Genomic DNA, 19,453 nt, shown 5'->3' with positions numbered 1-19,453 from the left:
ATAGGACTGTATCTGAGATGGTCCCGCCAGAAACGCGAAAGCCGCGCAATGCGCGGCTTTGAGTATGGTGGGCCCACACGGACTCGAACCGTGGACCAAGGGATTATGAGTCCCCTGCTCTAACCAACTGAGCTATAGGCCCTCAGTAGGTCGCGGATTATAACGACGGTTTCTTCACTGTGCCATCCGTAAAATTCTCAATCTTCGTACGAAGAAACGCCTCGGCAAAAAGCCCCGGCGGTAATGGCAGGCTCACGATGTAGCCCTGCATCTGTTCACACCCTTCCGCCGCCAGGAAATCCTGCTGCGCTGCATTCTCCACTCCCTCGGCGATGATGGTGAATTGCATGCTGTGGCCCAGGGCGATGATGGCGCGGACGATGGCAGCGTCGTGGGGGTCGTCGGGGAGGTCGCGGACGAAAGACTGGTCGATTTTCAGGAAGTCCAGGGGCAGGCGCTTGAGGTAACTGAGGGAGGAATAGCCGGTGCCGAAGTCGTCAATCGCCAGTTGCACGCCGAGGTGTTTGAGCTGGTGCAGCACGTCCAGCGCTTCTTCGGCCTGGCTCATGATGAAGTTTTCGGTGATCTCCAGTTGCAGGCAGCCGGGTTCGAGGTGGTAGTCGTGCAGCAGTTGTTCGATGCGCGCCAGCAGGTTTGGGCTGCGCAGTTGTGCGCCGGCGAGGTTGACCGAGAGCGGGCCGAATGTGTCGAAGTTGCCCTGCCAGGCGTGCAGTTGCTGGCAGGCCTGTTCCAGCACCCAATCGCCGATCTGCAGGATGGTGCCGTTTTCTTCGGCCAGGGCGATGAAGTGTTCGGGCGGCACGTCGCCAAAGGTGGGGTGGTGCCAGCGGATCAGGGCTTCGGCGCCGATCAGTTCCTGGCTCGTCAGGCTCAGCTTGGGTTGGTAATACAGGCTCAGTTCGTCACGTTCGATGGCGCGGCGCAGTTCGTGCTCCAGTGCCACGCGTTCGCTGGCCTGGGTCGTCAGGTCACTGGTGTAGCTTTCGACCCGGTTGCGGCCCTTGGCTTTGGAGCGGTACATGGCGGCGTCGGCATTCTTGACCAGGGTGGCGACGTCGGTGCCGTCCTCGGGGTACAGGCTGGTGCCGATGCTGGCGCTGATGAAGAACTCGTGTTCGCCCGCCTGGAACGGCTGCGTGAAGCAGGCGAGCAGCTTGTTGGCCAGGTAGTCGGCGTCGCTGGCGTTTTGCAGGCCGGGCAGCAGGATGATGAATTCATCGCCGCCCAGGCGCGCCACGGTGTCGATGTCGCGCAGTTGTTCTTTGAGGCGCACGGCGATGCCTTTGAGCAGCAGGTCGCCGATGGGGTGGCCGAGGCTGTCATTGATGTGTTTGAAACGGTCCAGGTCGAGGAACAGCACGGCGCCTTGCTGGCCGGTTTCCTGGTGGCCATTGAGAGCGGCCTGCAGCCGGCTTTCAAACAGGGTGCGGTTGGGCAGGCCGGTGAGCGGGTCGTGGTGCGCCTGGTAATCGAGGCGGGCCTGGGCAAGTTTGAGGCTGGAGATATCGGCGAATACGGCAACGAAGTGGGTGATCACGTCGTCGCGATTACGCACGGCGTTGATGGTCAGCCAGCTGGGGTACACCTCGCCATCCTTGCGACGGTTGGCGATCTCGCCTTGCCAATGCCCATGGGCGGCCAACTGGTGCCACATCGCAGCGAAGAATGCGCTGTCGTGCTGGCCGGAGGCGAGCAGGCGCGGGGTTTGGCCCAGGGCTTCGGCCTCGCTGTAGCCGGTGATTTCGCTGAACGCGCGGTTGACCGCGCTGATGTTCTGCGAGGTGTCGGTGATCAGCACGCCTTCAGCGGTGCTTTCGAACACGGTCGCGGCCTGTTGCAGTTTCTCCTGCATCAGTTGGCGTTCAGTGATGTCGCGGGCGATGGTCAGTATGCAGGCTTCATCGCCGATGGGCAGGGGCCGGCTGGACACTTCGCACAGCCGGATCTCCCCGTCGCTGCGCCGTATGTGGCAAATGAAGTCACGCACGAAGCCGTCGCGTCGTATCAGATCCAGCATGTGTTTGCGTTCGTTGAGGTCGACCCAGATGCCCAATTCCATGGCTGAGTGTTCCAGAGACGTGGCGGAGGTGTAGCCGGTGAGACGGCTGAAGCCTTCGTTGACCTCAATCAACATGCCGTCCCGCTGGCGGCTCAGCAACAGGCCATCAGGCGAGGCATGGAAGGCCTTGGCGAACTTCTCTTCGGAGGTTTGCAGCTGTTGCTGGGTTTCCTTGAGTTGAGTGATATCGCGCACGACGACGACGATGGCTTCGGTGGTATCGAGCAGGAACGGTTCGGCGGAAATCAGCCCGATAAACGCCTGGCCATTGCTGCGCCGGAAGGGCAGTTCAAGGTTGCGGATGCTGGTGGTCTGGACGCGTTGTAGCAACTCCGAGCCGATGCCAGGAATGCCCCAGATATCCAGTTCGGTACCGGCCTTGCCGATTACCTGCTCGGCACTCAGGCCAATCTGGTCTTCGAAGGCTTTGTTCACCTCCAGCAGGCAGCCGTCGGAAAGGCGCGCGATCACCAGGATGTCCGGGCATTGCTGGAACACCGAGGCGAATTTTTGCTCGGAGCGCTGCAGGGCTTCTTCCGTGCGCTTGGCTTCGCTGATATCGATCATCAACCCGCGCAGCACGGGTTCGTGCCCGTGTTCGATCAGGCTCACGATGTCACGCACCCACAGGCAACGGCCGTCAGCGGTGACAACCCGGTAATCAATGCTGTGGTCGCGATTGGCGCGGGTTTCACGGTTGCAATAGGCTTCGGCGCGAGTCAGGTCGGCGGGGTGAATGATGTTGCGCCAGAAGCCCGGGATCAGCCAATGGGCACGGGGATAGCCGAGTAAATCCTCAGCGTGGGGCGACACGTAGCTGTAGGTGAAATCGGCGACGCTGGCTTCCCACGCAATGGCGGAAAGGCTCTCCACCAGGCCGCGGTAGTGGTATTCGCTGCTGCGCAGTTCCTGTTCGAGGGCAACGCGGCGGGAAATTTCCGAGCTGAGCCTGCGATTGATCTGAATCACGATGACCAATACGGTGATCAACAGCAATACGGCGGGCAGGCCGTAGGTCAACATGTCTTTCCAGAAAGTGCGGTGATCGTTGATGCCGCCTACCCAGCGTTGCTGGATGGCTTCGGTTTCGCCGGGAGTGAGGTCGGCGAGCACCTTGTCGAGGATGCCCACCAGGACCTTGTTGTCGCGCGGCACACCCATTGCCAGTTGATAGCGATAGGGCGTTTCGCCACTGACGTACAGGCCTTCCAGCTTGAGTTGGCGCAGGCTCCAGACGCTGGAAGCCAGATCACCGACTACCGCATCCACCTCGTCGGTAGCCAGCGCCTGCAAGGTCGAGCTGACATTGGGCATGGCGACCAGATTGAGGTCGGGATGGTGACTGTGCAGCAGCTCATGGGGCGCATAGTTTTCCACCACGGCAATCTTCAGCCCGTACAGGTCCTGAAGGTTGCGCGGTTTGGCGCCACCCTCATGGGCCAGGATGACGATGGGGAAATCCAGATAAGGCCGCGTGAACGCAATGAAGCTCTGACGCTCTGGGGTGGACATGACGGCAGGCAGCAGGTCGAGCTGATTGTCTTTCGTCAGATCGAGAACGGCCCTCCAACTTCCAGGCTCGATCAGTTTGACCCTGACGCCCAGGCGATCCTGGATCAGGCGAATATAATCGGCCGCAAGGCCCTGGTAACGGTCATTTTCATCACGGTATTCAAACGGTGGCCATAAAGGGTCCACACCGAGTTTCAGCTCCTGATGGTCCGACAGCCAGCCACGCTCTTCATCAGTAAGCGTCAACGCGCCAGCCGTTGCGGTCCAGGTCAGCAGCGACAGCAGTATCACGGTCGGCAATCTGGGCATAACGGTCTCGTTATGGCACGGGGAATATTTCGAGTGTAGACGGGCAATGCGGGGGAGGGGGAGGCGAGGCAGTTAATCTGTAGAAAGGCATGTACAGAAAGCAAAACCCCCGGCCTGGCCGGGGGTTCTGGTATCACTCGTCGAGGAAGGAGCGCAGATGCTCGCTTCGCGTCGGGTGGCGCAACTTTCGCAGCGCCTTGGCTTCGATCTGACGGATCCGCTCACGGGTCACATCAAACTGCTTACCGACTTCCTCAAGGGTGTGGTCGGTATTCATGTCGATGCCGAAACGCATGCGCAGTACCTTGGCTTCACGGGCAGTGAGGCCGGAGAGTACGTCGCGGGTCGCTTCCTTGAGGCTCTCAACGGTGGCGACATCGATTGGCGACTGCATGGTCGAGTCTTCGATAAAGTCACCCAGATGGGAGTCTTCGTCATCACCGATCGGGGTTTCCATGGAGATCGGTTCTTTGGCGATCTTCAATACCTTGCGGATTTTATCCTCAGGCATTTCCATGCGTTCGCCCAACTCTTCCGGGGTCGGTTCGCGACCCATTTCCTGCAACATCTGCCGGGAAATGCGGTTGAGCTTGTTGATCGTCTCGATCATGTGCACCGGAATACGGATGGTGCGTGCCTGGTCAGCGATCGAGCGAGTGATCGCCTGACGGATCCACCAGGTGGCATAGGTCGAGAACTTGTAGCCGCGACGGTATTCGAACTTGTCCACAGCCTTCATCAAGCCGATGTTGCCTTCCTGGATCAGATCGAGGAATTGCAGGCCACGGTTGGTGTACTTCTTGGCGATGGAGATCACCAGACGCAAGTTGGCTTCAACCATTTCTTTCTTCGCGCGGCGGGCCTTGGCCTCACCGATCGACATGCGACGGTTGATGTCCTTGATCTCGGCAATCGTCAGACCGGTCTCGGTCTCAAGCGCGGTCAGCTTTTGCTGGCAGCGGATGATGTCGGGCTGCAGGCGACCGATGGCTTCGGCGTATTTCGCCTTGCCCTTGGCCAGTGCATCGGTCCAGCTTTCGTCAACTTCATTGCCCGGGAACTGGCGCAGGAAGTCGGTACGCGGCATGCGTGCATCACGCACACACAGCTGCATGATTGCGCGCTCTTGTGCACGCAGACGCTCAAGGGCGCTGCGAACACGTTCAACCAGGCCTTCGAACTGCTTCGGTACCAGCTTGATCGGCATGAACAGCTCAGCCAGGGCCAACAGCTCGGCAATTGCCTGCTTGTTGGAGCGGCCGTGCTTTTTCAGGGCCTTGCGGGTGATTTCCATTTGATCGGAAACCGCACCGAAACGCTGGGCAGCGATGACCGGATCCGGACCGCTTTCGACTTCGTCTTCGTCGTCGCTGCTGCCTTCAGTCTCTTCGTCGTCGGTCTCGTCGTCCGCTTTCGGGGCTTTCGGATCGACTGGCGGCGGTACTTCGGCGGCAGGCGGCGCAATGCCGTCGTCCGGGTCGATATAACCGCTCAGGACGTCGGACAGGCGGCCACCTTCGGTGGTGACGCGAGTGTACTCGGAGAGAATGTGGTCAACCGTGCCAGGGAAGTGCGCGATTGCGCCCATCACTTCACGGATACCCTCTTCAATGCGCTTGGCGATTTCGATTTCGCCTTCACGCGTCAGCAACTCGACGGTGCCCATTTCACGCATATACATGCGCACAGGGTCAGTCGTGCGACCGATGTCGGTCTCCACCGCAGCCAGCGCGGCAGCGGCTTCTTCAGCGGCTGCCTCGTCGGTATCGGCGTCGGCCAACATAAGGGCGTCCGCATCCGGAGCACTCTCGTGTACGGGGATCCCCATGTCATTGATCATGCGGATGATGTCTTCCACCTGCTCAGGATCTGAAATATCCTCAGGCAGGTGGTCGTTGACCTCTGCGTAAGTCAGATACTTCTGCTCACGACCAAGGGTGATCAACTCTTTGATACGAGACTGCTGTTGCGCTTTTCCGGACATAACACCCTATCCACTGAAGGTCTTGGCGGGCAAAAAACAAGCCGAGGATTATACCCGAGCTATGACCTCACACGCCAGCTGAGGTCGGGTTTGATGCTGAAACATTCTGTTTTAATAGGTCGCGCATCTGTTTTGCTATCTGAATTTGCTCTTCAGCCGACAATCCTGGCTGCCTTGCTCTCTTGATGAGCTCATCGAGGGTCTGCGTGTGCTGACCCGCTGATAACCTAGTAATGGTGTCTAAAAACTGTTGTTCAAGGTTATCGCCGTCAATTAGCCACTCCTTTTCCGCGAGTGCTCTCAACAAGCGGCCCTGTTCGGTGCCATGCCAACGAGCCATCAACTGGATGGAGTTTAGCTTAGGATTTTTCTGCACGGCTTCGATCAGGGCAATCAGCACCTGAGCGTAGGTGTTGCTCTCATTGGCAAAATGCTCGGCACTTTCAACCCTGCCCGCCAGTTCCGGGTGGTGGATGAGCGTGCGCAGGGCAATAAGTGTGGGTGCTTCGACGGCGACCGGTGTTCGCGGGGCATAAGCTTCGTCGCGATCACCGCGCTTGAAATTCTTGCTCCAGGGTTTCTTTTCCCACTTCTTGCCGCCGGCGCCGGGTTTCTTTGGCGTCCAGTCCTGCTGCGGCGCATAGGCGTCCTGCGGCTGGTGAAAGTCGGCGTAGTCCGGCATGGCATCGTAGTCCATACCCGGGTCATAGGCTGGTGGTGCATTCTGCGGCGCGCTGTGCACCAGCTGGCTGACGGCCTCGCCACTCAATCCGGTAATTTCCAGCAGGCGCTGGCGCATCAGAGTGCGCAGGTTGGCGCCGGGCACCTTGTCGATCAGTGGTGCGGCGAGAGTGGCCATGTGGGCCTTGCCCTCGAGGGAGCGCGGGTCGGCTTCCTCGGTCAGTTGCTGGAAGAAATAATCCGCCAGCGGCTGTGCATGCTGGTTGATGCGCGCACGGAATGCATCGGTGCCTTCGGCGCGTACCAGGGTGTCCGGGTCTTCGCCTTCGGGCAGGAACAGGAAACGCGCGCGGCGCCCGTCCTGCAGGCTCGACAGCGTGGCTTCAAGGGCGCGCCAGGCGGCGTTGCGGCCGGCCTGGTCGCCATCGAAACAGAACAGCACGCTGGGTACCACGCGAAACAGACGCTTGAGGTGTTCTTCGCTGGTGGCGGTGCCGAGAGTGGCCACCGCGTTGCGCAAACCTTGCTGGGCCAGGGCGATCACGTCCATATAGCCTTCAACCACGATGATCTCATCGAGGTTGCGATTGTTCTTGCGCGCTTCATACAGGCCATAGAGTTCCTGGCCCTTGTGGAATACCGGGGTTTCCGGTGAGTTCAGGTACTTGGGCTTGTCGTCGCCCAGTACGCGTCCACCGAAAGCAATGATGCGGCCACGACTGTCGCGGATCGGGAACATCACGCGATCGCGGAAGCGGTCGTAGCGTTTGCCGGTCTCGGCGTTTTCCACCAACAGGCCGGCATCAATCATGGCTTTTTGCTGGAGCGTGTCGCTGCTCAGGTGCTTGTACAGGTTGTCCCAGCCGGGCGGCGCGAAACCCAGGCCAAAGTCACGGGCGATTTCGCCGGTGAGGCCGCGGCCCTTGAGGTAGTCGATGGCGGCCTTGCGTTGCGGATGGCTCTTGAGCGCCTGACGATAAAAGTCGGCAGCAGCGGTCAGCAGCGGGTACAGCGGCGAATCGGTGGGCTGACGCGGTTTGTGCGGGCGGCCACTCTCTTCGCGGGGGACTTCCATGCCGGCGGCTTTGGCCAGGTCCTCGATTGCCTGGGGGAAGTCCAGGTTGTCGTGGTCCATGAGGAAGCCGAGGGCGTTGCCGCCTGCGCCGCAGCCGAAGCAATAGTAGAACTGCTTGTCGGGGCTGACGCTGAACGACGGTGTCTTTTCCTTGTGGAACGGGCAGCAGGCGGTGTAGTTTTTGCCGGCTTTTTTCAATTGCACGCGTGAGCTGACAACATCGACGATGTCGGTGCGGTTCAGAAGGTCGTCAATAAAGCTCTGGGGAATCAGCCCGGCCATGGCGTTCTCGTCATCACTGCGTGTCAATCGGGGTCCATGAAGTGCTCAAGCGCAGCTATCGAGTGCTCGACCAGCTTGCGTCTGCATGGATTGTCAGGAAGTGTATCTGCCGAACATTCTCTGACGTTAGGTTTCTATCAGGAGTCGGCATGGAAATGTTGCCCCGGTATCCGGTCTTGGCCTGCGGGCGGCCTCGGAACTCGTCAATGGGCACAGCCGACACGGTTGATCGTCTGTTTGAAGAATAAGTGTGCTCGTCAGTAGCCTTGTTAGGCTCGTCAGAAGAGACGCGCACCGCTGGCAAAAGAGCCAGTCCTGACGTGTGAAGCGGTTGTATCGGTCGCGTGTGCGGCGTCAACAGTGAAGCATCAAGCGATATCCGCAAATGCCAACAGCCCGGCTGAGGGCCGGGCTTGGCAGAAGCTTGCTACGAACGTCTGTGTATTAGTACAGACGAACGGCGCGGCGCTGTTCGCGCTGAACTTTCTTGGCGTGACGCTTAACAGCGGCTGCTGCCTTGCGCTTACGCTCAGAAGTTGGCTTCTCATAAAATTCGCGGCTACGAACTTCAGCCAGAACACCGGCTTTTTCGCAGGAGCGCTTGAAACGACGCAGAGCTACGTCGAAGGGTTCGTTCTCTTTTACTTTGACGGCTGGCATCCAGAGCTACCTTCTTTCATTACCGGGATTCAACGTTCTCGTCGCAAAAAATTCGCGGCTGAGGTCGTCGGTTTTTAAGGGTTGCGGATGTTAACCCCTCATTGCCCGGAATGCAAAGCCTCTGATCGAAAACCGCTAGGCGGGAGGGGGAGTGGCGACTATTATGCGCGCCTTCGAATTCAGCCTCTACAAGGCGCAAACCCATGCTAGTACTGGGACTTGAAACCTCCTGCGACGAAACCGGTGTCGCACTTTACGACAGTGAACGCGGGCTTTTGGCCGATGCACTGTTCAGTCAGATCGACCTGCACCGAGCCTATGGCGGCGTGGTGCCGGAGCTCGCCAGCCGTGATCACGTCAAGCGCATGCTGCCCTTGATTCGCCAGGTGCTGGACGAGGCCGGCTGTGTGCCGACCGAGATCGATGCCATTGCTTACACCGCCGGCCCCGGATTGGTTGGAGCCCTTCTGGTTGGGGCCTCTTGCGCCCAGGCGCTGGCATTTGCCTGGGGCATTCCGGCCCTCGGTGTGCACCACATGGAAGGCCATTTACTGGCGCCCATGCTGGAAAAAACACCACCGCAGTTCCCGTTCGTCGCTTTGTTGGTTTCGGGCGGCCATACGCAGCTGGTTCAGGTCGATGGGATCGGCCAATACACCCTGTTGGGCGAGTCCCTGGACGATGCTGCCGGTGAGGCGTTCGACAAGACCGCGAAGATGATGGGCCTCAATTATCCAGGCGGCCCGGAAATCGCGCGCCTGGCCGAAAAGGGCGTGGTCGGTCGCTACACCTTCCCGCGTCCGATGTGTGATCGCCCGGGGCTGATGTTCAGCTTCAGCGGTTTGAAAACCTCGGCACTCAACACCTGGCAGCAAAGCGTCAGCGCCGGGGACGACAGTGAGCAAGCCCGTTGCGACATCGCTCTGGCGTTCCAGCAGGCCGTGGTGGAGACTTTGACCATCAAGTGCAAGCGCGCGCTCAAGCAGGCGGGCATGCAGCGCCTGGTGATCGCTGGCGGCGTCAGCGCCAACAAGGCCTTGCGTACTTCGCTGGAAAAAATGCTCGCAGACATGAAAGGTGATGTGTTCTACGCACGCCCCGAGTTCTGTACCGACAATGGCGCGATGATCGCCTACGCCGGCTGCCAGCGTTTGCAGGCCGGGCAGCATGAAAGCCTGGCGATCAGCGTGCAGGCGCGCTGGCCGATGGAGCGGTTGTCACCGTTGTAAGGCTCGCGCGTGAACCGGGTTCACCGGGCGTATTTAAAAATGCCGTTCGCGCCCGGCAAACAGGTCGCGTAGATTGCCGCGGTGGCGCCAGACGATCAGCAGCGTCAGCACGCTCATCGGCAACAGCGCTGCCGGCGCCTGCCAGGCCAGCAACGGCAGGGTGAGCGGTGTGGCGATCAGCGCGGCCAGGGAGCTGGTGCGGGTCAGGTAGAACGTCAGCAGCCAGGCCGTCATGGCCAGCAAAGCCGCCGGTGGATAGATCCCCAGCAGCATGCCGGCCGCCGTGGCGACGCCTTTGCCGCCGCGAAAGCGAAAGTACAGGGGAAACAGATGGCCCAGGACGGCGCATACGCCCACCCAGGCCTGCTGTTGCAGGTTAAGGCCGGCGAGGCTGGCGATCAGCACGGGCACCAGACCCTTGCAGACGTCACCCAGCAGGGTCAATACGGCAAGTTTCTTGCCGGCCAGGCGCAACATGTTGGTGGCGCCGGCATTGCCTGAGCCACTCATTCGCGGATCGGGATTTCCCGTCAGGCGGCTGAGCAAAATGGCGAAGGACAGCGAGCCGAGCAGGTAGGCGAAAATCGCCAGTGACCAAAACATGCTAACTATTCCGGGCGAGGACGCCCTGATTCTAACGGGGCATCGCGCCCTTGTCGTGCTGCGGAGAAGAGTGCTTGGACAGAGTGTTTATCGAAGGCCTGGAAGTCGACACGGTGATCGGCGCCTACGACTGGGAGCGCGGCATCAAGCAATGCCTGCGCCTGGACCTGAGTTTCGCCTGGGACAATCGCCCGGCCGCGGCCGGTGACGACCTGACCCTGGCGCTGGATTACGCCAGCGTGTCGGCGCGTATCCAGGCCTTTGCCGACGAGTCCCAATACCAACTGGTGGAAACCTTCGCCGAACGTCTGGCACAGGTGCTGATGAGCGAGTTCCAGATTCCCTGGCTGCACCTCAAGTTGACCAAGCCAGGCGCCGTTCCGGCCGCCAGGGGCGTGGGCGTGGAGATCGAGCGCGGATGTCGCTGACTCAGGTTTACCTCGGCCTTGGCAGCAATATCGAGCGCGAATTGCGTTTGTGTGCCGGGCTGGATGCATTGGCGAGCTTTCTGACCGAGATGCATTGCTCGGCGGTGTTCGAAAGCCAGCCGGTTGGCATCAAGAGCGGGCCCTTTTTCAACCTGGTGGTGTCGGCATATACCGACCTGCCGCTGAAGGAGCTGGACCGCAGGTTGAAACTCATCGAGGCCGAAAATGGCCGCTATGCACCCAGCCGCAAAGGCTTGCCGCTGGATATCGATGTATTGCTGTACGGCGAGCTGGTGGGGGATTTCGACGGTTTGATCCTGCCGCGCGCAGAGATCCTGACCAACGCTTTCGTTCTGTGGCCGCTGTCGATGATGGCACCGGAACGCCTGCATCCACTGGCCCGCAGGACCATGGCCGAGCTGTGGCGTGATGCACAGATCGACCAGGTGCTGGCGCCGGTCGGGTTCGAATGGCAGGGCCAGCCACTCACGCCCGCTAGCCTCCTGCAGGCGTGAGCCAGCTTAGGCCTGCAGTGATTTGTAGGCCTGCAGTGCTTTGAGTCGTTCGCGCTTCAATGCCTCGCCCAGTTGCGGGCCTTTGAAGCCTTGCTCCAGCAACGGTGCCACTGGCACCTCGCGCGCCACCTTCGCTGCGCCGCGTAAATAATCCGCCTGTGGATAACTTCTCTGTTCCAGTCCCTTGCGCCCACGCGCATCCATTTCGCAGCTCACCACAAACTCTTCAAAGCGTTGCGGCCGACGGTACACATCAAAACTTTGCAGCAACTCCAGTAAAGTCGAGGCTTTCAGCTCCAGTGCGCGGTGGCCGTGGGTATGATATTGGCCCACCAGCAGTGCCAGCTCCTGGCAATCCTTCGGCACCTTGAAGCGTTCGTTCACTGCCTTGATCAGCTTCAAACCTCGCTGTTCATGGGCAATGTGCTGCGGCAACTTATCCACAGGCGTGGTGCCTTTGCCCAAGTCGTGCAGCAGGCAAGCCCAGCGCACCGTCAGCGGCTGCTGATGCACGGCGGCCTGTTCCAGCACGCTCAAGGTGTGCACGCCGGTATCGATTTCCGGATGATGGGCTTCGGGTTGCGGCACACCGAACAGGGCGTCCACTTCCGGCATCAGGGTTTTCAGCGCGTCGCAGTCGCGCAACACCTGGATAAATACTTGGGGCTGACCCTCCATCAGGGCGCGGGAGATTTCCTTCCAGCTGCGCTCGGGCGTCAGCGCCTGCAGTTCGCCGGACTCGCTGAGTTGGCGCATCAGTTCCAGGGTCTGTGGCGCCACGGTAAAACCCAGGGACGCATACCGTGCGGCAAAGCGCGCCACGCGCAGCACACGTAACGGATCTTCGGCAAACGCGGGGGAAACGTGGCGAAGAATGCGGGCTTGCAGGTCGCGCTGGCCGTGATACGGATCGATCACGTTGCCGTTGTCTTCCTCGGCCATGGCGTTGATCGTCAGGTCGCGGCGGATCAGGTCTTCTTCCAGCGTCACTTCGGGGCTGGCGTGAAACACAAAGCCGCCATAGCCCCGGCCACTTTTGCGTTCAGTGCGGGCCAGGGCGTACTCGTCGCCGTTCTTAGGGTCAAGGAATACCGGGAAGTCTGCGCCTACCGGCTTGTAGCCTTTGGCGAGCATTTCTTCGGCGCTCGCGCCAACCACCACGCGGTCGATATCGGTAACCTTGATGCCCAGCAAGCGGTCGCGTACGGCGCCGCCGACTTTGTAGATTTTCATGAAAAAGCCTCCATTAGCACCACAGGATACCGCCTGTGCCTGACCAATGGAGGCTTTGCCGTTTCAGAGATGAACTACTGCCAAATCCAGGCGGCCATAGTCGCCATCACCATGATCGCTGCGCGGTGGCACGTGATGGGTTTTCATCACTTGATCGCCCTGCAGGGTTTCCAGATGAATGTCGAAGCCCCACAGCCGGTGCAGGTGCTTGAGGACTTCTTCGGTGGACTCGCCCAAGGGTTTGCGGTCGTGTTGCTGGTGACGCAGGGTCAGCGAGCGATCACCGCGCACATCGATGCTGTAGATCTGCACGTTGGGCTCGCGATTGCCCAGGTTGTACTGCGCCGCCAGGGTTTCGCGGATGGTGCGGTAGCCCGGTTCATCGTGGATGGCCGGCACCACCAGATCGTCCTTGAGGTCGTCATCCATGATGCTGAACAGCTTGAGATCGCGAATCACCTGAGGCGACAGGTACTGCAGGATAAAGCTCTCGTCCTTGAAGCTGCTCATGGCGAACTTGATGGTCGACAGCCAGTCGCTGCCGGCTATTTCCGGGAACCAGCGGCGATCCTCCTCAGTGGGGTGCTCGCACATGCGCCGTATATCGCGGTACATCGCGAAGCCCAGGGCGTAAGGGTTGATGCCGCTGTAATAAGGGCTGTCGAAGCCGGGCTGGAACACTACGCTGGTGTGGGAGGTGAGGAACTCCATCATGAAGCCGTCCGTGACCAGGCCTTCGTCGTACAGGTCGTTCATCAGGGTGTAGTGCCAGAAGGTTGCCCAGCCTTCGTTCATCACCTGAGTCTGGCGCTGTGGATAAAAATACTGGGCGATCTTGCGCACAATGCGCACGATTTCGCGCTGCCAGGGTTCAAGCAGTGGCGCGTGTTTTTCCAGAAAATAGAGGATGTTTTCCTGAGGTTCGGCGGGGAAGCGCGCATTGTCCTTGTCGCTGTTTTTGCCAGCCTTTTTCGGAATGGTGCGCCACAGGTCGTTGATCTGCTTCTGCAGATGCTCCTCGCGTTCCGCCTGGCGCAGGCGTTCTTCTTCGGCGGAAATCGGGTAGGGGCGCTTGTAGCGGTCGACCCCGTAGTTCATCAACGCATGGCAGGAGTCGAGCAGGTCTTCCACCGCATCGATGCCATGGCGCTCCTCGCACTGCATGATGTACTGCTTGGCGAACACCAGGTAATCGATAATCGAACTGGCATCGGTCCAGGTGCGGAACAGGTAGTTGCCCTTGAAGAAGCTGTTATGCCCATAGCACGCATGGGCCACCACCAGCGCCTGCATGCAGATGGTGTTCTCTTCCATCAGGTAGGCGATGCATGGGTCGGAGTTGATCACGATCTCGTAGACCAGGCCCATCTGGCCCCGCGTGTAGGATTTCTCGGTGCTGAGGAAGTGTTTGCCGTAGGACCAATGGTGGTAACCCAGCGGCATGCCCACTGAGGCATAGGCATCCATCATCTGTTCGGCGGTGATCACTTCGATCTGGTTGGGGTAAGTGTCCAGCGCATAACCCGCCGCAATGCGGCTGATTTCCCGGTCATAGGCCTGGATCAGTTCAAAGGTCCACTCGGACCCGGTGGAAAGGGGCTGGCGCCTAGTCTCTTTTTTGGCGGTCATGTCACTAACCTGCGCTGGAAGAGTTCACGGAAGACCGGGTAGATATCGCCGGCCGAGACCAGTTGCTGCTGGGCGAATGTGTCGGCGAAGGCTTCGCCGATGCGCTCATATTCGAACCACAGGGCCTGGTGCTCACGGGGGGTAATTTCGACGTAGGTGTAGTACTGCACGAACGGCATGATCTGGTTGATCAGGATGTCGCGGCAGATCGGCGAGTCATCGTTCCAGTTGTCACCGTCGGAAGCCTGGGCCGCGTAGATATTCCACTCATTGGCCGGATAGCGCTCGGCCATGATTTCCTGCATCAACTTAAGCGCGCTGGACACGATGGTGCCGCCGGTTTCCCGCGAGTAGAAGAACTCTTCCTCGTCCACTTCCCGGGCGCTGGTGTGATGGCGGATGAACACCACGTCGATCTTGTCGTAGTTCCGCTTCAGGAACAGGTACAGCAGGATAAAGAAGCGTTTGGCAATGTCCTTGGTGGCCTGGGTCATGGAGCCGGACACGTCCATCAGGCAAAACATCACAGCCTTTGAGCTGGGGTTGGGCTGCTTGACCAGCAGGTTGTATTTCAAGTCGAAGGTGTCGAGAAACGGCACACGATGAATACGCGCGCTGAGTTTCTCGATTTCCGCCTCGATCTGCTGGATATCACCAAAGTTGTCCGGCTCTTCGCGCTTGAGCCGCGCCAGTTCTTCCTTGGCCTCCCTCAGTTTGGCGCGGCTGCTGCCGGACAGCGCGATGCGCCGCGCGTGGGCTGAGCGCAGGGTGCGGATGATATTGATGCGCGACGGGTTGCCTTCGTTGCTGATCCCCGCGCGCACGGTCTTGAAGGTGTCGGTACCGGTGAGGTTGCGCTTGACCAGATTGGGCAGCTCCAGATCCTCGAACATGAACTCGAGGAATTCTTCCTGGGTAATCTGGAACACGAACTCGTCCATGCCTTCGCCGGAGTTGCCGGCCTTGCCCGCACCCTTGCCGCCACCGCCACCCTGGGGGCGCTGGATGTGTTCGCCGGTGGTGAACTCCTTGTTGCCGGGGTGCACGACCGTCTGTTTGCCGCCGCGCCCGTGGTGCAGCACCGGTTCGTCGATATCCCGGCCGGGAATGCTGATCTGCTCGCCATGCTCCATATCGGTGATGGAGCGGCGGCTGACCGCTTCTTCCACGGCCTTTTTGATGTGGTCACGGTAACGCCGCAGGAAACGCTGACGGTTTACCGTGCTCTTGTTCTTGCCATTGAGGCGTCGGTCGATCACATAGCTCATGGGGCCCCTCCGGGGAGCTTCAAGTCGTAAGCTGCAAGCTGCAAGTTGGAACGGCGTGGGCTGTTCTCTTGCAGCTTGTAGCTAGAAGCTTGCAGCTACTGCTCTCACTGCGATTTCCGGACCCGTAGGTACCATTCCGACAGCAGTCGTACCTGTTTGTCGGTATAGCCTCGCTCGACCATGCGTGTGACGAAGTCGTTGTGTTTTTGCTGATCCTCCTTGCTGGCCTTGGCATTGAAGCTGATGACCGGCAACAGGTCCTCGGTGTTGGAGAACATTTTCTTCTCGATGACCACGCGCAGCTTCTCGTAACTGAGCCAGGTGGGGTTCTTGCCGTTGTTGTTGGCGCGGGCGCGCAGTACGAAGTTGACGATTTCGTTGCGGAAATCCTTCGGATTGCTAATGCCGGCCGGTTTTTCGATTTTTTCCAGTTCCTCGTTGAGGGCCACGCGGTTGAGGATTTCGCCGGTTTCCGGGTCGCGGTATTCCTGATCTTGAATCCAGAAGTCGGCGTACAGCACGTAGCGGTCGAAGATGTTCTGGCCGTACTCGCTGTAGGATTCGAGATACGCGGTCTGGATCTCCTTGCCGATGAATTCGATATAGCGCGGCGCCAGGTATTCCTTGAGGAAGCGCAGGTAGCGCTCGCGGGTTTCGGCCTGGAACTGCTCCTGTTCGATCTGCTGTTCCAGCACATAGAGCAAGTGCACCGGGTTGGCGGCGATTTCGTGGGGGTCGAAGTTGAAGACCTTGGACAAAATCTTGAACGCAAAGCGCGTCGACAGGCCGTTCATGCCCTCGTCCACGCCCGCCGTGTCGCGGTATTCCTGAATCGACTTGGCTTTCGGATCGGTGTCCTTGAGGTTTTCGCCGTCGTACACACGCATCTTCGAATAGATATTCGAGTTTTCCGGCTCCTTGAGGCGCGACAGCACGGTGAACTGCGCGAGCATCTTCAGGGTGTCCGGCGCGCAGTGGGCCTTGGCCAGCGAGCTGTTGAACAGCAGCTTGTCGTAGATCTTGATCTCGTCGCTCACCCGCAGGCAGTACGGCACCTTGACGATGTAGATCCGGTCGATGAAGGCTTCGTTGTTCTTGTTGTTGCGGAAGGTGTGCCATTCCGATTCGTTGGAGTGGGCCAGCAGGATGCCGTTGAACGGAATCGCCCCCAGGCCCTCGGTGCTGTTGTAGTTACCTTCCTGCGTGGCGGTGAGCAGTGGGTGCAGCACCTTGATCGGCGCCTTGAACATCTCCACGAATTCCATCAGGCCCTGGTTGGCCCGGCACAGCGCGCCCGAGTAGCTGTAGGCGTCGGCGTCGTTCTGAGGGAATTCCTCGAGTTTGCGGATATCGACCTTGCCCACCAGCGCCGAAATATCCTGGTTGTTTTCATCGCCGGGCTCGGTCTTGGCCACCCCGATCTGGTTGAGGATCGAAGGGTAGAGCTTGACCACGCGGAACTGGCTGATATCACCACCGAACTCGGCCAGGCGCTTGGTGGCCCATGGCGACATGATGGTGTTGAGGTAACGCCGTGGGATGCCGAAGTCTTCTTCGAGGATCGCGCCATCTTCCGTGGCGTTGAACAACCCCAGGGGCGACTCGAACACCGGCGAGCCCTTGATGGCGTAGAAGGGGACCTTTTCGATCAGTTGTTTGAGCTTTTCGGCGAGGGAGGATTTACCGCCGCCCACCGGGCCGAGCAGGTAGAGAATCTGTTTCTTCTCTTCCAGGCCTTGGGCGGCGTGGCGGAAGTAGGAGACGATCTGGTCAATGCATTCTTCCATTCCGTGGAAGTCTTCAAAGGCCGGATAGCGACGGATCACCTTGTTGGAGAATATTCGCGACAGGCGCGAATTGTTCGCGGTCTCCACCAGCTCCGGCTCGCCGATCGCCAATAGCAGGCGCTCGGCGGCCGACGCGTAGGTGCTGCGGTCCTGTTTGCACAGCTCCAGATACTCTTGAAGCGTGAGTTCTTCCTGCTGTGTGGACGCAAAGCGTTGTTGGAAGTGGCTAAAGATACTCATGACGTCGTCACCTCGCTCGATACGTGGAGCCGACGCCGGATCAATCAGTCGATGCTGGCAACCATTGGCAGACACCAATGGCTGTTTCCCCCAGAACACCCTGAAACGCTACCGATGACCCGTGCGCCGGTGTACCGGCTCTCCCCTGATTTGGATGGCCTGCGCTTAAGGATAGTTCGGAATCGTGGAGGTCAAGGCGTGATGCGTAATTAGTTTGCCCGCGCCGTTCGTCAGAAACGGCGCAAGCCCAAGCATCACGCGGGGTGGCGGGGTATGAAAAAAATTATTGCGGATCGCCCGAGGAAATTTCTGCGGGATAGATCGCACGCCACAGCTCAAAGCCGCCGTCCAGGCTATAGACGTCGGAGAACCCCTGGCTGACCAGGTAAGCGGCGGCGCTCTGGCTGGAGTTGCCGTGGTAGCAGGCCACGATCAGCGGCGCGTCGAGATCGGCGGCGCGGATGAAGTCCTGAATATTGACGTTGTCCAGATGCCGGGCGCCGCTGATGTGCGCGGCTGCATACGTCGGCTGGTCACGAATATCGACCACCACGGCGCCTTGCTCGCGCAGGGCCTGGGCTTGTTCGGGAGGGATACGTTTGAATTCGCTCATGGCGGGCTCCTAGGGCTGGGCGGCCGTCTGTGATGGGAGAGGGGATTGGCACTGGCAACTGAGACGCTCGCCGGTGTCGATGTTCATCAGGGTCATGGCGCCGCCCCACACGCAGCCGGTGTCGAGAGCGAACACGCCGGGCTCATCGCAGTTGCCTTCGAGGGCGGCCCAGTGGCCAAAGATGATCTTCGTGTCGCGGGTCTTGCGCTCCTTGTGGGCGAACCAGGGCTTGTAGCCCGGTGGCGCACTGTCGGTGCCTTCCTTGGTCTTGAGATCCAGCTTGCCATCGGCGGTGCAGAAGCGCATGCGCGTAAAGTAGTTGGTGATCACCCGCAGGCGTGCCACGCCGGTGAGGTCATTGTCCCATTTGACCGGTTCGTTGCCGTACATGCCATCGAGGTAGGCGGTATAGAGGTTATCGTCGGCCAGGGCGATTTCGACTTCGGCGGCGCACTTGAGGGCTTTTTTCAGCGTCCACTGCGGCGCAATGCCCGCATGCACCAGCGCCATGTTGCGCGCTTCGTCGTAATGCATGATTTTTTGCCGGCGCACCCATTCCAGCAGTTCGGTGCGGTCCGGCGCTTCGAGGATTTCGCGCAGGGTATCGCCCTTTTTCAGGCGCTCGATATTACGGCCGGCCGCCAGCAGATGCAGATCATGGTTGCCCAGCACACACATCAGCGAGTCACGCAGGCCATAGAGGTAGCGCAGGGTTTCCAGGGACTGCGGGCCGCGGTTGACCAGATCGCCGACCAGCCACAGTCGATCTTGCGCCGGGTCGAAGGCCACGCGCTCGAGCAGGCGCTTGAGGGGATCCAGGCAGCCCTGCAGGTCGCCGACCGCGTACGTCGCCATCAGTGCAGGGCCCCGGGCACGGCGAGGCGGAACGGCTTGATGATGGCGTCGAACAGCTGGCCGTCGGTGGCTTTCATCTGATACGAGCCTTGCATGGTGCCGACCCTTGAAGTCATCACCGTGCCGCTGCTGTAGGTGTGGCTGGCGCCGCTGTCGATCAACGGCTGTTGGCCGACCACGCCCGCGCCGCGTACTTCCTCGACCTGGCCGTCGCCGTCGGTAATCACCCAGTGGCGCGACAACAGCTTGGCCGGCACCAGCCCGTTGTTCTTCACCGTGATGGTGTAGGCAAAGGCGAAGCGGTTGTGTTCGGGTTGGGATTGGTCCGCCAGAAAGCGGGTGACGACGCTGACGTCGATCTGGTAGCGAGGATCGGACATGCAAGAGGCCTTAAAAGCAAAAGCGGAAGACAGCAGATGCGGGTCAGTCTAGGCCAAGAGGTGGGCACTAGGCCAGACATGCTCTCCGGG

At 59.9% G+C, this 19,453-nt stretch carries 15 protein-coding genes and 1 tRNA gene; 3 read left to right on the top strand and 13 right to left on the bottom strand.

Translation table 11 applies throughout. The features are described from left to right. Positions 1 to 65: 65 nt before the first annotated feature. The 5 genes from VRB54_RS21780 to rpsU form a co-directional block, all read right to left on the bottom strand. Positions 66 to 142: transfer RNA gene (locus VRB54_RS21780), tRNA-Ile, on the bottom strand. A gap of 15 nt (positions 143 to 157) precedes the next feature. Continuing rightward, positions 158 to 3,901, bottom strand: a complete 3,744-nt coding sequence (locus tag VRB54_RS21775; protein ID WP_338478702.1) for an EAL domain-containing protein — start codon at positions 3,899 to 3,901, stop codon at positions 158 to 160. 133 nt (positions 3,902 to 4,034) lie between these two features. Next, positions 4,035 to 5,885 carry an RNA polymerase sigma factor RpoD gene (gene rpoD, locus VRB54_RS21770; protein ID WP_057006663.1) on the bottom strand — a complete coding sequence of 617 codons (1,851 nt, stop codon included), beginning with the start codon at positions 5,883 to 5,885 and terminating at the stop codon, positions 4,035 to 4,037. A gap of 67 nt (positions 5,886 to 5,952) precedes the next feature. Then, positions 5,953 to 7,923, bottom strand: coding sequence for a DNA primase (gene dnaG, locus VRB54_RS21765; RefSeq protein WP_338481140.1), 1,971 nt, complete (start codon positions 7,921 to 7,923; stop codon positions 5,953 to 5,955). Between the two features lie 444 nt (positions 7,924 to 8,367). Further along, on the bottom strand, positions 8,368 to 8,583 hold the full coding sequence (gene rpsU, locus VRB54_RS21760) for a 30S ribosomal protein S21 (protein ID WP_002551877.1): 216 nt from the start codon (positions 8,581 to 8,583) through the stop codon (positions 8,368 to 8,370). A gap of 203 nt (positions 8,584 to 8,786) precedes the next feature. On the opposite strand from rpsU, the gene tsaD reads away from it, so the two are divergent. Then, positions 8,787 to 9,812, top strand: coding sequence for a tRNA (adenosine(37)-N6)-threonylcarbamoyltransferase complex transferase subunit TsaD (tsaD, locus tag VRB54_RS21755; protein ID WP_338478701.1), 1,026 nt, complete (start codon positions 8,787 to 8,789; stop codon positions 9,810 to 9,812). A gap of 33 nt (positions 9,813 to 9,845) precedes the next feature. Here the strand turns inward: tsaD and plsY are convergent, their stop codons facing one another. Further along, positions 9,846 to 10,415, bottom strand: coding sequence for a glycerol-3-phosphate 1-O-acyltransferase PlsY (gene plsY, locus VRB54_RS21750; protein ID WP_338478700.1), 570 nt, complete (start codon positions 10,413 to 10,415; stop codon positions 9,846 to 9,848). A gap of 74 nt (positions 10,416 to 10,489) precedes the next feature. Here plsY and folB point away from each other — a divergent pair, with 74 nt between their 5' ends. After that, the gene (gene folB, locus VRB54_RS21745) at positions 10,490 to 10,843 is read left to right on the top strand and encodes a dihydroneopterin aldolase (protein WP_003232620.1); all 354 of its coding nucleotides are present in this window, start codon (positions 10,490 to 10,492) and stop codon (positions 10,841 to 10,843) included. Beyond that, complete coding sequence (gene folK / locus VRB54_RS21740) at positions 10,834 to 11,358, top strand: 2-amino-4-hydroxy-6-hydroxymethyldihydropteridine diphosphokinase (protein WP_338478699.1); 525 nt, start codon at positions 10,834 to 10,836, stop codon at positions 11,356 to 11,358. The genes folB and folK overlap by 10 nt, the downstream gene beginning before the upstream one ends. Before the next feature lie 6 nt (positions 11,359 to 11,364). On the opposite strand, the gene VRB54_RS21735 is transcribed toward folK, so the two are convergent. From VRB54_RS21735 to apaG, 7 genes are all read right to left on the bottom strand, one after another. Beyond that, on the bottom strand, positions 11,365 to 12,591 hold the full coding sequence (locus VRB54_RS21735) for a multifunctional CCA addition/repair protein (protein ID WP_338478698.1): 1,227 nt from the start codon (positions 12,589 to 12,591) through the stop codon (positions 11,365 to 11,367). 63 nt (positions 12,592 to 12,654) lie between these two features. Further along, positions 12,655 to 14,220, bottom strand: coding sequence for a SpoVR family protein (locus VRB54_RS21730; protein WP_338478697.1), 1,566 nt, complete (start codon positions 14,218 to 14,220; stop codon positions 12,655 to 12,657). Beyond that, positions 14,217 to 15,488 carry a YeaH/YhbH family protein gene (locus VRB54_RS21725; RefSeq protein ID WP_057006670.1) on the bottom strand — a complete coding sequence of 424 codons (1,272 nt, stop codon included), beginning with the start codon at positions 15,486 to 15,488 and terminating at the stop codon, positions 14,217 to 14,219. Before VRB54_RS21725 ends, VRB54_RS21730 begins: the two co-directional genes overlap by 4 nt. Positions 15,489 to 15,592: 104 nt before the next feature. Then, complete coding sequence (locus tag VRB54_RS21720; RefSeq protein ID WP_338478696.1) at positions 15,593 to 17,515, bottom strand: PrkA family serine protein kinase; 1,923 nt, start codon at positions 17,513 to 17,515, stop codon at positions 15,593 to 15,595. 283 nt (positions 17,516 to 17,798) lie between these two features. Next, positions 17,799 to 18,128, bottom strand: coding sequence for a thiosulfate sulfurtransferase GlpE (glpE, locus tag VRB54_RS21715; protein WP_338478695.1), 330 nt, complete (start codon positions 18,126 to 18,128; stop codon positions 17,799 to 17,801). A 9-nt stretch (positions 18,129 to 18,137) separates the two neighbouring features. Then, positions 18,138 to 18,983 (bottom strand): symmetrical bis(5'-nucleosyl)-tetraphosphatase, encoded by an 846-nt coding sequence (locus tag VRB54_RS21710; protein ID WP_338478694.1) that lies wholly within the window; start codon positions 18,981 to 18,983, stop codon positions 18,138 to 18,140. After that, entirely contained in the window at positions 18,983 to 19,363 is a 381-nt protein-coding gene (apaG, locus tag VRB54_RS21705) for a Co2+/Mg2+ efflux protein ApaG (RefSeq protein ID WP_015373096.1), read from the bottom strand. Before apaG ends, VRB54_RS21710 begins: the two co-directional genes overlap by 1 nt. Positions 19,364 to 19,453: the final 90 nt, after the last annotated feature.

Source organism: Pseudomonas trivialis, from assembly GCF_036864995.1.
GTDB classification, from domain to species: domain Bacteria; phylum Pseudomonadota; class Gammaproteobacteria; order Pseudomonadales; family Pseudomonadaceae; genus Aquipseudomonas; species Aquipseudomonas trivialis.
The sequence above is the reverse complement of the archived record's forward strand: the minus strand, read 5'-3'. Positions and strand labels throughout refer to the sequence as shown.

Bases quoted from the DNA above. Each gene is read 5' to 3' on its own strand.
- VRB54_RS21775 (WP_338478702.1), bottom strand. From the start codon at position 3,901: ATGCCCAGATTGCCGACCGTGATACTGCTGTCGCTGCTGACCTGGACC.
- rpoD (WP_057006663.1), bottom strand. From the start codon at position 5,885: ATGTCCGGAAAAGCGCAACAGCAGTCTCGTATCAAAGAGTTGATCACC.
- dnaG (WP_338481140.1), bottom strand. From the start codon at position 7,923: ATGGCCGGGCTGATTCCCCAGAGCTTTATTGACGACCTTCTGAACCGC.
- rpsU (WP_002551877.1), bottom strand. From the start codon at position 8,583: ATGCCAGCCGTCAAAGTAAAAGAGAACGAACCCTTCGACGTAGCTCTG.
- tsaD (WP_338478701.1), top strand. From the start codon at position 8,787: ATGCTAGTACTGGGACTTGAAACCTCCTGCGACGAAACCGGTGTCGCA.
- plsY (WP_338478700.1), bottom strand. From the start codon at position 10,415: ATGTTTTGGTCACTGGCGATTTTCGCCTACCTGCTCGGCTCGCTGTCC.
- folK (WP_338478699.1), top strand. From the start codon at position 10,834: ATGTCGCTGACTCAGGTTTACCTCGGCCTTGGCAGCAATATCGAGCGC.
- VRB54_RS21735 (WP_338478698.1), bottom strand. From the start codon at position 12,591: ATGAAAATCTACAAAGTCGGCGGCGCCGTACGCGACCGCTTGCTGGGC.
- VRB54_RS21730 (WP_338478697.1), bottom strand. From the start codon at position 14,220: ATGACCGCCAAAAAAGAGACTAGGCGCCAGCCCCTTTCCACCGGGTCC.
- VRB54_RS21725 (WP_057006670.1), bottom strand. From the start codon at position 15,488: ATGAGCTATGTGATCGACCGACGCCTCAATGGCAAGAACAAGAGCACG.
- VRB54_RS21720 (WP_338478696.1), bottom strand. From the start codon at position 17,515: ATGAGTATCTTTAGCCACTTCCAACAACGCTTTGCGTCCACACAGCAG.
- glpE (WP_338478695.1), bottom strand. From the start codon at position 18,128: ATGAGCGAATTCAAACGTATCCCTCCCGAACAAGCCCAGGCCCTGCGC.
- VRB54_RS21710 (WP_338478694.1), bottom strand. From the start codon at position 18,983: ATGGCGACGTACGCGGTCGGCGACCTGCAGGGCTGCCTGGATCCCCTC.
- apaG (WP_015373096.1), bottom strand. From the start codon at position 19,363: ATGTCCGATCCTCGCTACCAGATCGACGTCAGCGTCGTCACCCGCTTT.